The following is a 14,939-nucleotide window of genomic DNA, read 5'->3' as shown; positions in this document are numbered from 1 at the left end:
GGGTGGGTGACCATTCCGGCCCGCGCCCCGGCCGGGAATCGGCAGGTCCCGGCCCGTGCCCGGCCCGCTCACCGGCTGTTGTACGCCTGCACCACCGACGACGGAATGCGACCCCGCTCGGAAACCTCGTAGCCGTTCTGCACGGCCCATTCCCGGATGGCGCGGTTCAGGTCGCGGTCACTTCGGGTCGGGCTCGTGGTGCCGCCGCGCCGGACCGACCGACGGCTTTCCACCTGGCCGCGCCCGACCCGGCTGCCCGCGTGGATGTAAACATCGAGCGCCTTGCGGAGCTTGCCGGCGTTCTTATCCGACAGGTCAATCGTGTAGTTGACGCCGTCCAGGCCGAACTCGACAGTGCGGTCGGCCTCGCCGCCGTCGAGGTCGTCGGTCAGAAGTGTGATTACCTGCTTCGCCATGGTCGATTACTCCTCGTGAACATTTATTGCTAGGAGTCGAGTTTGACTGATCGCATGCCAATTCTGCAAGACATTGGATATTTCTCGCGCGTCGGCGGCGGCCGCCGGGACTTCACTTCTGGCGTCGACGCGCGCGGTATCCCCACCGGAGTAAGGCTTCCGTGGTATGCCGGCGTGGCGCCGCCACGGCAGGGTGGACGGGTGTCATTCTGGGCGTGGCGCGCTATCGGCGATTAATCCGCCCCCCGCATTTCGGGCGCGGGTCCCCGCCCGGTGCTCCGCTCAGCCGGGTGCCGGTCCGGAACTCGTCCGGGCGACGAAGCGGGGAGTCAACGAGACCCGCCGGTTGGTCCGACCGCCGCTTTCGAGTTGCTCGATCAGCAGATCCAGACTGCGTCGGCCCAGTTCGGCGAAGTCCTGCCGGACCGTGGTCAGCGGCGGCAGGAAGTAGCCCGACTCCGGTACGTCGTCGAAGCCCACCACGCTGACCTCGTCCGGTACCCGACGCCCGGCCTCGTGCAGGGCCCGCAGCGCGCCGAGTGCGATCTGGTCGTTGCCGCAGAAGATGGCGGTCACGGTCGGGTCGGCGGCGAGCAGCCGGCCGTGCTCGTAACCCGCCCGGGCGCTCCAGTCGCCGGGCCGGGGCGCCGGCACCGGGGCGCCGGCCGCGTGCAGCGCCTCCCGCCAGCCCTCGATCCGGTCCCGCGCCTCCGGCCAGTCCGGTGGGCCGGCGATGTGCTGCACGGTGGTGTGCCCGAGTTCGAGCAGGTGCCGGGTCGCCATCGCGGCGCCGGTGGAGTTGTCGATGCAGACCGTCGGTACGTGCTCGCCGCCGCCGCCGACCCCGACCACCGCCAGTCCGGCCGGCGCCTGGGCCAGGGCGGTCCCCACACTGCTCTGCGGGGCGATCGCGACGATCCCCTCCACGGACTGCTCGCAGAGCCGGTCGACCGCGTCCAGCACCGACTCCCGGTCCAGCGCGCGTACGCTCGCCACGCTGACGAAGTAGCCGGCGGCCCGGGCGGCCTGTTCGAGACCGTACAGAGTGGAGGCCGGGCCGAAGAGCGTGGTCTCGTAGGCGATCAGTCCCAGGGTGCGGGACCGGCGGGTGACCAGGGTGCGGGCCGCGGAGTTGCGCCGGTAGTTCAGCGCCCGCATCGCGGCGAGCACCCGGTCGCGGGTCTCCGGCCGGACGTTCGGGTGGTCGTTGAGCACCCGGGAGACGGTCTGGTGGGAGACCCCGGCCAGGCGTGCGACGTCGCGCATCACGGAGCCCCGGGTTCGGGGTACCGGGACGCCGGGCTGGTCACCGGCGTCGATACGGTCAGCTGTCAACAGCCGCTCCTTCGTCTCGGCCGGCCGCCTGGCGTGCAGGTCCGCCGACTTCCAGCATCACGGATCCATACCGTCGCCGGAAGTACCTCTTGACGGCCGGCATGAGAACGTTAACACTCACGAAACAGGAAGCCCTGTGGATCGTCCGGCGTGCCCAGAAGGTCGGCGTTCTCCGTGGCAGACTGGGCCGAATCCAGGAATCTCCGGCATCGCGCCAGCGGCGCAACGGGGTACTGGTCGGCCTTGCGTGTGAACGGTAACTACGACAGACAACGATGTTCCCAGGCGAGGAGGAAACGGTGCTGAAAAAGATCTCCGCCGTTGTACTCGGCGGACTGATGGTGACCGCGTTGGCCGCCTGCGGAGGCGACGGCGGCGAGGGCAGCGGCTCCGGAAACGACGATGGCAAGATCACGCTGGGCTTCGCGCAGGTGGGTGCCGAGAGCGGCTGGCGTACCGCTAACACCAAGTCCATCCAGGACTCGGCGAAGGAGGCCGGCATCGACCTCCAGTTCTCCGACGCGCAGCAGAAGCAGGAGAACCAGATCAAGGCCATCCGGAACTACATCACCCAGAAGGTCGACGTGATCGCCTTCTCCCCGGTGGTGGAGTCCGGGTGGGACACGGTGCTCCGCGAGGCCAAGGACGCCAAGATCCCGGTGATCCTGACCGACCGGGCGATCGACTCCCCGGACAAGACGCTGTACAAGACCTTCATCGGGTCCGACTTCGTGCTTGAGGGGAAGAAGGCCGGTGAGTGGCTGGTCACCGAGTACCAGGGCAAGAGCGAGCCGGTGAACATCGTGGAGCTGCAGGGCAGCACGGGTTCGGCGCCGGCCAACGACCGTAAGGCCGGCTTCGCGGACGTCATCAAGGCGGACCCGAAGTTCAAGGTGATCGCCTCGCAGACCGGCGAGTTCACCCGGGCCAAGGGCAAGGAGGTGATGGACGCCTTCCTCAAGGCCCACAAGGACATCGACGTGCTCTACGCGCACAACGACGACATGGGGCTCGGTGCGATCGAGGCGATCGAGGGCGCCGGCAAGAAGCCGGGCGTCGACATCAAGATCATCACGGTCGACGCGGTGAAGGACGGCATGCAGGCGCTCGCCGACGGCAAAATCAACTTCATCGTCGAGTGCAGCCCGCTGCTCGGCCCACAGCTGATGGACCTGGTGAAGAAGGTCGTCGCCGGTGAGACGGTGCCAGAGCGGGTGATCACCGAGGAGACCACGTTCAACCAGGAGCAGGCCAAGGCCGCGCTGCCGAACCGGCAGTACTGACCGAGGATCCCGCACCCGAACGACGCGACGGACGGAGGAGGGCGGATGGAGACGTCGGGGCAGCCCCGGGCGATCCTGACCATGACCGGCATCGGCAAGCGGTTCCCCGGCGTACGGGCACTCGACGAGGTCGACTTCCGGCTCTTCCCCGGCGAGGTGCACGCCCTGATGGGCGAGAACGGCGCCGGGAAGTCAACGCTGATCAAGGTGCTGACCGGGGTGTACGACGTGGACGAGGGCGAGATAGTCCTCGACGGCACCCCGGTCCGCTTCGCCGGTCCGTTGCAGGCGCAGCAGGCCGGGGTCAGCACCGTCTACCAGGAGGTCAACCTCTGCGCCAACCTCTCCGTCGCGGAGAACATCTACATCGGCCGGGAACCGCGCCGCTTCGGCGCCATCCACTGGGCGGAGCTGCGGCGCCGGTCCCGGCAACTGCTCGACGGGCTGGGGCTGGACGTCGACGTCTCGGCCCCGCTCGGCAGCCTCTCCCTGGCGGTGCAGCAGATGGTCGCGATCGCCCGGGCCATCGACATCTCCGCCAAGGTGCTCATCCTGGACGAGCCGACCTCCAGCCTGGACGCCGACGAGGTCGGGCAGCTCTTCCGGGTGATGCGCCAACTCAAGCAGGAGGGCATGGCGATCCTCTTCGTCAGCCACTTCCTCGACCAGGTCTACGAGATCTCCGACCGGATGACCGTGCTGCGCAACGGTCGGCGGGTCGGCGAGTACGCCACCCGGGAGCTGAGCCAGCTCGACCTGGTCAGCGCGATGATCGGCAAGGAACTCGCGGTGCTGGAGGAGCTGGAGGAGCAGCCCCGGCGCTCCCTGGCCACCCTGGAGCGGGGGCAGCCGGTGGTCGAGGCGGCCGGGCTCGGCCGGGGCGGCGCGGTCGCCCCGTTCAGCCTCACCATCCACCGGGGCGAGGTCGTCGGGCTGGCCGGGCTGCTCGGCTCGGGGCGTTCCGAGATCGCCCGGCTGCTCTTCGGCGCGGACCGGGCCGACGCCGGAGAGCTGCGGGTGGACGGCGAGCCGGTGGTGATGCGCGGCCCGCGCAGCGCGATGGACCGGGACATCGCCTTCTGCTCCGAGAACCGCCGCACCGAGGGGCTGGTCGCGGAACTCACCGTCCGGGAGAACATCATCCTGGCCCTACAGGCCGCCCGGGGCTGGTCCCGACCGCTGCCCCGGCGCCGCCAGGACGAGCTGGTCGACAAGTACGTCAAGGCGCTGCGCATCGTGCCGGCCAACCCGGAGGCGCTGGTCGGCCAGCTCAGCGGCGGCAACCAGCAGAAGGTGCTGCTGGCCCGCTGGCTGATCACCGAACCCCGGCTGCTGATCCTGGACGAGCCGACCCGGGGAATCGACGTCGGCGCCAAGGCGGAGATCCAGCGCCTGGTGGTCACGCTCTCCGACGGCGGGATGGCCGTGCTCTTCATCTCCGCCGAGCTGGAGGAGGTGCTCCGACTCAGCCACAAGATCGCCGTACTCCGGGACCGGCGGATGGTCGACGAACTCGCCAACGACGACGAGGTGACCGCCGAGCGGATCATGGCGATCATCGCCAGTGGACACGGTTCGGCGCCACCCGACGCGGCTGCCCGACCGCACGACACGGACGCGGTCGTCGTCCGGGAGGAGGTGTGATGGCCGGCCTCGTACGGCACCGGTTCTTTTGGCCCGTGCTGACCCTGGTGGTACTGCTGGTCAGCAACCTGTTCTTCACCCCCGACTTCTTCGCCGTCGACGTCCGGCAGGGGCACCTCTACGGCAGCCTGATCGACATCGTGCGGTTCGGGGCGCCGCTGATCCTGGTCTCGCTCGGCATGACCCTGGTGATCGCCACCGGCGGCATCGACCTCTCGGTCGGCTCGGTCGTGGCCATCTGCGGCGCGCTGGCCTGCCTGCGGATCAGCGAGCTGGGTGACCAGAACAGCGTGCTCGGGGTACTGATGGCGGTGGGACTCGCCCTCGGGCTGGCCCTGCTGCTCGGCGCCTGGAACGGCCTGCTGGTCGCCCAGTTCGGCATCCAGCCGATCATCGCCACCCTGATCCTGATGGTCGCCGGCCGAGGGCTGGCCCAGCTCATCACCGACGGGCAGATCATCACGGTCAACAGTTCGCCGTACAAGCTGATCGGCGGCGGCTACTGGCTGACCGTGCCGTTCTCGATCCTGGTCGCGCTGCTGGTCTTCGGGCTCGCGCTGCTGCTGACCCGGCGTACCGCACTCGGCCTGTTGATCGAGTCGGTGGGCGGCAACGCCGAGGCGAGCCGGCTGGCCGGCATCCACGCCCGGCGGATCATCTTCACCGGGTACGTCTTCGCCGCCTTCTGCGCCGGGGTCGCCGGACTGATGATCAGTTCCAACGTCTCCAGCGCGGACGGCAACAACGCCGGCCTCTGGATCGAGCTGGACGCCATCCTGGCGGTGGTGATCGGCGGTACGTCGCTGGCCGGCGGTCGCTTCTCCCTCGGCGGTACGGTGCTCGGCGCTCTGATCATCCAGACCCTCACCACCACCATCTACAGCATCGGCATCCCGCCGGAGACCACGCTGCTGTTCAAGGCGCTGGTCGTGACGATCGTCTGCCTGCTCCAGTCGCCGGCCTTCCGGGCCAAGGTCTTCGGCCGCCGCCGGAAACCGCCGTTGCCGCCCGCTCCGGAGCGCGAGCGCCAGCCGAAGGTGGAGGTGCCGGCATGACCGCCGTCCCCGGTACGGTCGCGAACGGGCGGGGCCGGATGCTGCGCCCGCAGCAGAAGTACCTGCCGATCTTCGCCACCCTTGCCCTGCTGGTCCTGATGTACAGCGCCGGGGTGCTGCGCTACGACGGCTTCTCCGACACCCAGGTGGTGCTGAACGTCTTCGTCGACAACGCGTTCCTGCTCGTGGTCGCGGTCGGCATGACGTTCGTGATCCTGACTGGCGGCATCGACCTCTCGGTCGGTTCGGTGGTCGCGCTGACCACCATGCTCTCCGCCTCGCTGCTGGAGGAGCGGGGCTGGTCGCCATACCTGGTGCTGCCGCTGGTGCTGCTGATCGGTGCCCTGCTCGGCTTCGCGATGGGCTGCATCATCCACTACTTCGAGATCCAGCCCTTCATCGTCACGCTCGCCGGGATGTTCCTGGCCCGGGGTCTCTGCTACACGATCAGCACCTCGTCGATCACCATCGACGACCCGTTCTGGACCTCGATCGCGCAGCAGCGGATCCGGTTCGGCGGCTTCTTCATCTCCACCAGCGTGGTCATCGCGCTGGTGGTGGTGGCGATCGGGATCTACGTGCTCGGCTACACCCGGCTGGGGCGCAACACGTACGCGATCGGCGGGAACCCGCAGTCGGCGCTGCTGATGGGGCTGCCGGTGGGGCGTACCCGGATCGCGGTCTACACGATCAGCGGGTTCTGCTCGGCGCTCGGCGGGCTGCTGCTCAGCTTCTACATGCTCTCCGGCAACAACGGGCACGCGGTCGGCCTGGAACTCGACGCGATCGCCGCCGTGGTGATCGGCGGCACGCTGCTGACCGGCGGCTCGGGTTACCTGGTCGGCACCGTGCTCGGGGTGCTGGTGCTCGGGCTCATCCAGACGATCGTCACCTTCCAGGGCGATCTCAGCTCCTGGTGGACCAGGATCGTGATCGGCGTGTTGCTCTTCGTGTTCATCGTGCTGCAACGCGTCGTGACCCGACGACAGACGTAGGCGGTGACCCGCCGGCCCGGGCCGGGCGGTGAGGCCGGCCGGGGCACCCCGGGGTTGGTGATAGCGCTAACACCGTGGTTGGCTGGCGGGTGGCGGAGGCGCCGACGGGTGCCGCCGCGAGCCGGTTCACCGGGTACGGGTGGTGGAGCCGGCGAGGGAGAACAGGGAACGTCCAGGAGGGACACGAGTGAGCGCTAACGGTGCGGACCGGTACGTGGTGGGCGTCGACTTCGGCACGCTCTCCGGCCGGGCGGTGGTGGTCCGGGTGTCGGACGGCGCCGAACTCGGCTCGGCGGTGCACGAGTACCAGCACGGGGTGATCGACGACCGGCTGCCGGAGACCGGGGCCGAACTCCCCGGCGGCTGGGCGTTGCAGATGCCGGAGGACTGGCGTTCGGTGCTGCGCGAGGCGGTGCCCAAGGCGCTATCCGCCGCCTCGGTACCGCCCGACGCGGTGATCGGGATCGGCACCGACTTCACCGCCTGCACCGTGCTGCCCACCCTCGCCGACGGCACCCCGCTGAACGAGGTCCCCGGGCTCGCCGACCGGCCGCACGCGTACCCGAAGCTGTGGAAGCACCACGCCGCGCAGCGGCACGCCGACCGGATCAACGAGCTGGCCGAGCAGCGCGGCGAGTCGTGGCTGCCCCGGTACGGCGGACGGATCTCCGCCGAGTGGCAGTTCGCCAAGGCGCTCCAGGTGCTCACCGAGGACCCCGAGGTCTACGCCCGGACCGAGCGGTGGATCGAGGCGGCCGACTGGATCATCTGGCAGCTCTGCGGGGAGGAGACCCGCAACGTCTGCACCGCCGGTTACAAGGGCATCCACCAGGACGGGCAGTACCCGTCCCGGGACTACCTGGCCGCGCTGCACCCCGACTTCGCCGACTTCGTCGAGACCCGGCTCGCCCACCCGCTCGCTCCGCTCGGCGGGCTGGCCGGCCGGCTCACCCCGGAGGCGGCGGCCGTGACCGGGCTGCCCGCCGGGATCGCGGTCGCGGTCGGCAACGTCGACGCGCACGTCACCGCCGCCGCCGCGAACGCCGTCGAGCCCGGCCAGCTACTGGCGATCATGGGTACCTCGACCTGTCACGTGATGGTCGCCGACACCCTGGCCGAGGTGCCCGGAATGTGCGGCGTGGTCCGGGACGGCATCGTGCCCGGCCGGCTCGGCTACGAGGCCGGGCAGAGCGGCGTCGGGGACATCTTCGGCTGGTTCGTCGAGCACTGCGTACCGGCCGGCTACGCCGAGGAGGCGGCCCGGCGGGGGATCGGGGTGCACGAGTACCTCACCGAGCTGGCCGCCGCGCAGCGCCCCGGCCAGCACGGGCTGCTCGCCCTCGACTGGCACAACGGCAACCGCTCGGTGCTGGTCGACCACGACCTCTCCGGGGTGATCGTCGGGCAGACCCTGGCCACCCGGCCGGAGGACCAGTACCGGGCCCTGATCGAGGCGACCGCCTTCGGCACCCGGACCATCGTCGCCGCGTTCGAGAACGCCGGGGTGCCGGTGACCGAGTTCATCGCCGCCGGTGGCCTGCTCAAGAACACCTTCCTGATGCAGGTCTACGCCGACGTGCTGCGCCGGCCGCTCTCGGTGATCGACTCCGACCAGGGGCCCGCGCTCGGCTCGGCGATCCACGCGGCGGTGGCCGCCGGGGCGTACCCGGACATCACCGCCGCGGCCGCCGCGATGGGCAAGGTCCGGCGGGGCGTCTACCAGCCCGACCCGGCCAGCGCCGACGTGTACGACCGGCTCTACGCCGAGTACGAGCGACTGCACGACTACTTCGGCCGGGGCGGCAACGACGTACTGCACCGGCTGCACGCACTACGCGAGGAGGCGCGCCGATGACCAGCGGCGAGCTCACCGGCACGGTCAGCGAGACGGTCGCCCGGATCCGTCAGGAGGTGTGCCGGCTGCACGAGCAGCTCACCCGCTGGGAGCTGGTCACCTGGACCAGCGGCAACGTCAGCGCCCGGGTGCCCGGGGCCGACCTGATGGTGATCAAGCCCAGCGGGGTGTCGTACGACGACCTCACCCCGGAGTCGATGGTGGTGACGACCCTGGACGGGGAGGTCGTGGACGGCAACCACTCGCCGTCCAGCGACACCGACGCGCACGCGTACGTCTACCGGCACATGCCGCAGGTCAACGGCGTCGTGCACACGCACAGCCCGTACGCCACCGCGTGGGCGGCCCGGGACGAGGCGATCCCCTGCGTGCTCACCGCCATGGCCGACGAGTTCGGCGGGGAGATCCCGGTCGGCCCGTTCGCGCTGATCGGCGGCGACGACATCGGCAAGGGGATCGTCGCCACCCTGGAGGGGCACCGCTCACCGGCGGTGCTGATGCGCAACCACGGTGTCTTCACCATCGGGGCCAGCGCCAAGGCGGCGGTGAAGGCGGCGGTGATGTGCGAGGACGTCGCGCGTACCGTGCACATCGCCCGGACCGGCGGCCCGCTGGTGCCGATCGAGCCCCGGCACATCGACGCCCTCTACGAGCGCTACCAGGGGGTCTACGGCCAGCGCTGACCTCCGGACCGCCGACCGGGCGCCGCAGGCCGGGCGGGTCGACGGCGCAGGCCGGGCGGGTCGACGGCGGCAGGCTGCGGGCTGGTGCGCCGGCCGCGCGGCTGGCATGCTCGCGCCAGAATGTTCTCCGGGCGGGCGGTCCGTGCCCGCCGTCCATCCGCGACCCCTGGTGGTGCCTGTTGACCGGATCCCGCCGCCCGCCCGCCGACCTGCCCGAGGCGGTCCCCCCGACGCCTGCCGCAGCGGGCGGGCCGGTGCCGCCGGCGCCGGGCGAGTGCCAGGTGTGGCGGCTGCCGATCGGTCCGGCGCACTGGGCCGGACCCGACGTGCTCGACGACGAGGAGCGGCAGCGGCACGCCCGGTTCCGGCGGGTCGCCGACCAGGAGCGCTACCAGGCCGCCCACGTCGGGGTACGGATGCTGCTCGGGCACTACCTCGGGGTACCGGCCGGGCAGCTCAGCTTCTCCCGGCACTGCCGGCACTGCGGCGCCGGGCACGGCAAGCCGGTGGTCGACCGGCCCGCCACCAAGCTCGACTTCTCGCTCACCCACTCCGGGGAGTGGGTGGCCGTGGCGGTCGCGGCCGACCCGGTCGGCCTGGACGTGCAGGAGTTGACCGACGGCACCGACGTGGCCGCGTTGAGCCGGAGCGTGCTGTCGCCGGCCGAGCTGCGCTGGTGGGAGGAGCAGCCGGCCGAGTCGGCCCGACGGGCGTTCTTCGGGTACTGGGCGCGCAAGGAGGCGCTGCTGAAGGCGACCGGACACGGCTTGGCCGTACCGATGAACCGGATCACGCTGACGCCGCCGGACGAGCCGGCCCGGCTGGTCGACTGGGCCGCCGGGAACCCCCTCGACGGCCCGGTGCAACTGCACGACCTCGACGCCGGCCCGGACTACACCGCCGCCGTCGCGGTCCTCTCCAGCCTCCCGGTCCGGATCAGCCTGGCGGAGTTCCCGGCGACGCTGGCTCCCGGCCGTCCGATGGCCGAACCGGCCTGATCCCCGACCGGCCGGGCGGAGGGCGGCCGGTCGCCGCCCGCTCGCACTCTCAACGGCGGGTCGCGACGATCTCCAGCGTCAGCCGGATCAGCCGGCCCGTCATCCCCCGGGCCCTGGTCAGCCCGAAGGCGTACCGGTCGATGGTGGTGCCGGCCCGGACGCTGAGTTCCGCCGTACCACCGGCCACCCGCTCGACGTCGAGCGTCACCGGTCGGGTGACGGTGCGTACCGTCAACTGCCCGTGCAGGGTCCCGCCGGCACCGGAGGGTACGAACCGCTCGCCCCGGAACCGCAGGTAGGGATGACCGGCCGCGTCCAGGTAGTCGGCCGAGCGGACGTGGGAGTCCCGGGGACCGAGCCCGCTGTCGAAGCTGTCGGCGAGCACCTCCGCCTCGGCCGTGGACTCCTCGACCGGGGTGGCCACCGTGATCGTGCCGCTGCCGATCCTGAAGGTGCCGCGTACCGGTAGCACCCCGAAGACCGCCCGGGTGTCGAACCGGATCACCGACCGTGCCGGGTCGATGGTGTAGGTGCCGGTCGGCACGTCCTGCCCGGGATCGCTCCCCGGCTGTTCCGCCCTGTTGGTCACGGTCATGGCCGCTCCGTCTCCTCCGTCGCTGGACGACACCGGTCTCCGCGCACCGGTTCACCATAGGTCGACGACGCCGCCGGGACCTCCGGCTCCGGCGCCCTCGGCCGCCGAACTCCCCGCCGAGCCGGAGCGGGCGGACCCGGGACCGGCCCGGGCAACGGCCAGGATCAGGGTCAGGGTCAGGCCGGCGGACCCGCCTCGATCTGCCGGCGCAACCGGGCCAGCCAGTCACCGTCCGGGGTATCCGGACCGACCACCAACCAGGTGACCCCGGCGTCGGCGTACTCGTCGACCGGCACCGCCGGATCGTGTGGCACCACGATCTCCCGGTCCGGCCCGACTGCGGCGCGTACCTCGGCGACCTGGGCCGGGGTCAGCCCGCCGACCGCGTCCCGGCCGAGCGCGAACACCCCGTCGTACCGGGCGGCCCGGTCCAGTGGACGTCGGTGCGGCCAGGTCGCGGCGACCCAGATCGGCGGCCGGGGCCGCTGCACCGTACCCGGCCCGAGCCGGGCCCGGACCCGGAAGAGCGGACCGTCGTGCGCCACCTCGTCGCCGCGCAGCAGCCCGTCCAGCACCACCAGCGCCTCGTCCAGCGCGGCCGCCCTGACCCGAGGGTCGGCCGATTCGCCGAATCCGGTGAAGTCGGTCTCCGGGACGCCGAGACCGACCCCGACCACGGCCCGGCCGGCGCTGAGCTGGTCGAGCGTGATCACCTCCTTGGCCACCTTCCACGGCCGTCGCCGGGCCAGCGGGGTGACCATCGCGCCGAGCCGGACCCGCCCGGTGGCGGCGCCGATCGCACCGAGCAGGACCCAGGGGTCGTGCATCGGCATGCCGTCGGCACCGAGGTGGTCCCAGAGGAAGAAGCCGTGCCAGCCCGTCCGGTCGGCCGCGACCGCGGCGTCGATCAGGTCGGCCGGCGATCCGGCCGGCGGGAGGGATATCGCGTACCGCATGCCAGCATGTCTACCGGCCCCGGTCGATCCTGTCTGTCCCGTCCCGCCCGCTCATCAGGGATCGGGGTAGCCCGCGCCGGTCGACCGCCCGGAGTGTCGGTCCGGCTCCCGCGCCGACCTGCCGGTGTTCAGAGACCGAAGACGTCCTCCTCGGCGCCCTGCCGGACACCGTCGACGAAGCCACGGAACGCCGGATCGTCCCGGTCGGCGGTCACGCTCGTCACCTGCTCCCCGGTCGCCTCGGCGACCGCGTCGACCAGCGGGGGATAGGTGAGGTCGACCTCGGCGAGTTCGTCGTCGTCGGCCTCGGCGAGGTTGATCACGTCCTGGAGCTGGTCTGCGTCGGTCTCCGGATCGCCGGCCCAGGTCTCGCCGAGGTTGAAGCACTCGTCGTACAGCGCGCGCTGGTCCTCGGTCCAGTCGTCGTCGTAGTTCCTCACGCCGTACTCCCTTCCCCGCCGACCATCTGAGCATGCCCCGAGAGATGCGGGAGGGTCGCCTGTTATCGCTATTTGCCCGTCGGACCGCGCTGGGGGCGCTGGCGGGATTACCCCCGATCGGCCTGGGTAACCATCTCGGTCCGGATGCCCGCGCGGGCGGCGCCGAGCGAGGCGACCGGGCCGGTCGACTCCCGGACGACGAGCCGGCAGGGCTGCCGGATCACCCCGGCGGCCCGTTCGCCGTCGAGCGCGGCGAAGAGCTGCTTGACCGCGGTCGCGCCGAGCTGTTGCAGGTTGAGGTCCACGGTGGTCAGTGGCGGCCGGCAGTCGGCGGCGAAGACCTCCCAGTTGTCGTAGCCGACGATCGCGACGTCGTCCGGGATCCGCCGGCCGAGGTCGAGCAGGGTCTCGGCGACCCCGGTGGCGATCTGGTCGTTCCCGCAGAAGACGGCGTCGATCTCCGGATCGGCGGTGAGCAGCATCCGGCCGGCGTGCCGGCCCCAGCGCTGGGACCATTCGCCGTACAGCGGGTCGCCGCCGGCCAGCGGCAGCCCGGCCTCGGCCAGTACCGAGTGCAGGCCGGTCACCCGGTCACGGGCGGCGCGGTAGGTCTCCGGGCCGGTGATGTGCCCGATCCGGCGCCGGCCGAGCGCGACCAGGTGCTCGACGGCCAGCCGCGCGCCACCGGCGTCGTCGGCGAGCACCGAGAGGTCGTTCGGGTCGTCGGACTCGCCGTAGACGTAGACGACCGGGACCGGGATGTCCCGGGTCAGCGAGGGGCGGATGTCGTTCGAGTCGCCCAGGATGATGAAGCCGTCCACCTGGCGGGCCAGCAGCGTACGGATGTAGTGCCGGCGCCGGATGACGTCCCCACGGGCGTCGCAGAGCAGTACGCACATCTGCTCGTTGCCGAGCGCGTTCTCGATGCCGAGCAGCACCGGGAAGGCGAAGCGTTCGCCGAGTTCGTCGGTGAGCAGCCCGATCGTCCGGGTACGCCCCGAGATCAGTCCCTTGGCCAGGGCGTTGGGGTGGAAGGAGAGTTCCTCGGCCGCCTCCAGGACCCGGCGACGGGTGGCCGGCGCAACCTCGTCCCGCGCGTTCAGCGCCTTGGAGGCGGTGGCCACCGAGACCCCGGCCCGCCGTGCCACGTCGGTCAGGGTCACTGATTGAGAGCGTTGTCTGACCACCGAAATCCTTTCGGACCGTCTTTCGAGAAGGCCGAGCCACCGAGATTCTAGTCTAGGCCGACTACGCCGTAATTTGCCCCTTCGCGGGGAACGGTGAGTACTCGCACAACCCGGTCGCTATCCTCCGAAAAGGTTTTCGGGATAGAGGTCTGCGTCGGCTGCGTCCGCCCGGCACGAGCCGAGTTCTGGACGCGACCGCCGGGCGTCCGCCGGCCGAACGGTGACCCGAGGGCGCCCGCGCGGGCCGGATATGACGGCGTGACCCGAGCGGCGCCCGGCGAGCGGGTGTGCGACGTGGGGGCCGGCGAGCGGGGTGTGCGGCGTCGGGGCCCGGCGGCTCAGCTCGCCGCGGCCGCCTGCTGGTTCCACATGGTGATCACCACGCCGACCACGAAGACCTGCACCGGCAACGGCAGCCCGGGCAGGTCGGCGGCGACGTCGCCGCGCCAGAAGCTGATCCGCTTCACCGAGCCGACCCGACGCCCGCCAGCGTGCAGTTCCTGCTCGGTGCCGAAGAGCGAGGCGCGCTGGAACTGGTACGTCTGCCCGGCGGCCTCGACCGTCCACCGCTTGCGGCCGACCCGGTCCGCCGAGGCGACGGCCCCGCCCGCCCCGTCGAGCAGGGTGTAGCGGGTTCCCCAGGCGTTGCCGCGCACCTGGTATCGCTGGCCGTCCAGCTCGAAGTCGCCGCCGCTGCGCCAGAAGGCGTCGTCCCAGGTCGTCACGACCCGGTCCCCGACGCTGATCTCGTAGCGGCTGCGCCACGCGCTCACCCTGCGGGCCTTCAACACCCCGCCAGGTTAACCGGGCTCGGCAAGGCGGCCCCGCCGGGTGCACCGGGGGGCCGTCGTGGCGCGGGAGAGCGTCGGACGGGGCTGGCTGGAAGAATCTGACCATGATCCGGATCCGACCCGCCGGTGTGGACGACGCGGTCGCGCTCGCCGAGGCGTACGTGGCCAACCGGCAATTCCTGGCCCCCTGGGAACCCGTACGCCCGGAGAGCTTCTTCACCCCCGCCGGGCAGCGTGCCCGGCTCCGACAGGCGACCCTGGAACGGGAGAACGGCACCGGCTACGGCTGCGTGATCGAACTCGACGGGCAGATCTGCGGCACCGTCACGCTCTCGGCGATCCTGCGCGGGCCGGCCCAGTCGGCGAACCTCGGCTACTGGGTCGCCGAGTCCGTCAACGGGCGCGGCGTCGCGACCCGGGCGGTGGGCCTGATCCTCGACGTCGCCTTCGGTGAACTGGACCTGCACCAGGTGATGGCCGGCACCCTGCTGCACAACACCGGGTCACAGCGGGTACTCGGGCGCAACGGGTTCGACCGGATCGGCGTCGCCCGGGAATACGTCGAGATCGCGGGGCGGTGGCAGGACCACATCCTCTTCCAACGCCTGTCCGACCGCTGACCGCGCAGGGGCGTACCCCGGGCACCGCGCCGGACCGGCCAGGTCGGCCGGCTGGACCCTCCCTCGATGGGAGGGTCCAAGATGTG

General features: G+C 71.3%; 15 protein-coding genes. 8 read left to right on the top strand and 7 right to left on the bottom strand.

The features are described from left to right. Positions 1-68: 68 nt before the first annotated feature. Both C6W10_RS03015 and C6W10_RS03010 read right to left on the bottom strand, forming a co-directional pair. Positions 69-416, bottom strand: coding sequence for an Lsr2 family protein (locus C6W10_RS03015; protein ID WP_107256318.1), 348 nt, complete (start codon positions 414-416; stop codon positions 69-71). Positions 417-698: 282 nt separating this feature from the next. After that, positions 699-1,682, bottom strand: coding sequence for a LacI family DNA-binding transcriptional regulator (locus tag C6W10_RS03010; RefSeq protein ID WP_107256316.1), 984 nt, complete (start codon positions 1,680-1,682; stop codon positions 699-701). A gap of 407 nt (positions 1,683-2,089) precedes the next feature. On the opposite strand from C6W10_RS03010, the gene C6W10_RS03005 reads away from it, so the two are divergent. The 7 genes from C6W10_RS03005 (at position 2,090) to C6W10_RS02975 (ending at position 10,264) form a co-directional block, all read left to right on the top strand. Next, the gene (locus tag C6W10_RS03005) at positions 2,090-3,034 is read left to right on the top strand and encodes an ABC transporter substrate-binding protein (RefSeq protein WP_234359572.1); all 945 of its coding nucleotides are present in this window, start codon (positions 2,090-2,092) and stop codon (positions 3,032-3,034) included. Between the two features lie 45 nt (positions 3,035-3,079). Then, positions 3,080-4,678, top strand: a complete 1,599-nt coding sequence (locus C6W10_RS03000; protein WP_199853847.1) for a sugar ABC transporter ATP-binding protein — start codon at positions 3,080-3,082, stop codon at positions 4,676-4,678. Then, on the top strand, positions 4,678-5,733 hold the full coding sequence (locus C6W10_RS02995; protein WP_107256312.1) for an ABC transporter permease: 1,056 nt from the start codon (positions 4,678-4,680) through the stop codon (positions 5,731-5,733). The genes C6W10_RS03000 and C6W10_RS02995 overlap by 1 nt, the downstream gene beginning before the upstream one ends. Beyond that, positions 5,730-6,728 carry a galactofuranose ABC transporter, permease protein YjfF gene (gene yjfF, locus C6W10_RS02990; protein WP_199853270.1) on the top strand — a complete coding sequence of 333 codons (999 nt, stop codon included), beginning with the start codon at positions 5,730-5,732 and terminating at the stop codon, positions 6,726-6,728. The genes C6W10_RS02995 and yjfF overlap by 4 nt, the downstream gene beginning before the upstream one ends. A 187-nt stretch (positions 6,729-6,915) precedes the next feature. Continuing rightward, positions 6,916-8,583, top strand: a complete 1,668-nt coding sequence (gene araB, locus C6W10_RS02985) for a ribulokinase (RefSeq protein ID WP_107256310.1) — start codon at positions 6,916-6,918, stop codon at positions 8,581-8,583. Further along, positions 8,580-9,266: an L-ribulose-5-phosphate 4-epimerase gene (locus tag C6W10_RS02980; RefSeq protein WP_107256308.1), complete on the top strand. Its 687-nt coding sequence runs from the start codon at positions 8,580-8,582 to the stop codon at positions 9,264-9,266. Before araB ends, C6W10_RS02980 begins: the two co-directional genes overlap by 4 nt. Positions 9,267-9,445: 179 nt before the next feature. Next, positions 9,446-10,264 carry a 4'-phosphopantetheinyl transferase superfamily protein gene (locus C6W10_RS02975; protein WP_159104442.1) on the top strand — a complete coding sequence of 273 codons (819 nt, stop codon included), beginning with the start codon at positions 9,446-9,448 and terminating at the stop codon, positions 10,262-10,264. 49 nt (positions 10,265-10,313) lie between these two features. On the opposite strand, the gene C6W10_RS02970 is transcribed toward C6W10_RS02975, so the two are convergent. The 5 genes from C6W10_RS02970 to C6W10_RS02950 form a co-directional block, all read right to left on the bottom strand. Continuing rightward, complete coding sequence (locus C6W10_RS02970; RefSeq protein WP_107256305.1) at positions 10,314-10,859, bottom strand: YceI family protein; 546 nt, start codon at positions 10,857-10,859, stop codon at positions 10,314-10,316. Positions 10,860-11,035: 176 nt separating this feature from the next. Further along, positions 11,036-11,815: an LLM class flavin-dependent oxidoreductase gene (locus C6W10_RS02965; RefSeq protein ID WP_107256303.1), complete on the bottom strand. Its 780-nt coding sequence runs from the start codon at positions 11,813-11,815 to the stop codon at positions 11,036-11,038. 128 nt (positions 11,816-11,943) lie between these two features. Further along, positions 11,944-12,255: a hypothetical protein gene (locus tag C6W10_RS02960; RefSeq protein WP_107256301.1), complete on the bottom strand. Its 312-nt coding sequence runs from the start codon at positions 12,253-12,255 to the stop codon at positions 11,944-11,946. A gap of 107 nt (positions 12,256-12,362) precedes the next feature. Next, on the bottom strand, positions 12,363-13,442 hold the full coding sequence (locus tag C6W10_RS02955; protein WP_107256300.1) for a LacI family DNA-binding transcriptional regulator: 1,080 nt from the start codon (positions 13,440-13,442) through the stop codon (positions 12,363-12,365). Between the two features lie 338 nt (positions 13,443-13,780). Next, on the bottom strand, positions 13,781-14,233 hold the full coding sequence (locus tag C6W10_RS02950) for a hypothetical protein (RefSeq protein WP_234361592.1): 453 nt from the start codon (positions 14,231-14,233) through the stop codon (positions 13,781-13,783). A 104-nt stretch (positions 14,234-14,337) separates the two neighbouring features. Here C6W10_RS02950 and C6W10_RS02945 point away from each other — a divergent pair, with 104 nt between their 5' ends. Beyond that, positions 14,338-14,853 carry a GNAT family N-acetyltransferase gene (locus C6W10_RS02945; RefSeq protein WP_107256298.1) on the top strand — a complete coding sequence of 172 codons (516 nt, stop codon included), beginning with the start codon at positions 14,338-14,340 and terminating at the stop codon, positions 14,851-14,853. The last annotated feature ends 86 nt before the right edge of the window (positions 14,854-14,939 follow it).

The organism is Plantactinospora sp. BB1 (genome assembly GCF_003030385.1).
GTDB lineage: Bacteria > Actinomycetota > Actinomycetes > Mycobacteriales > Micromonosporaceae > Plantactinospora.
Note: the sequence above shows the minus strand (reverse complement) of the source record. Positions and strands in the feature narration are given on the sequence as shown.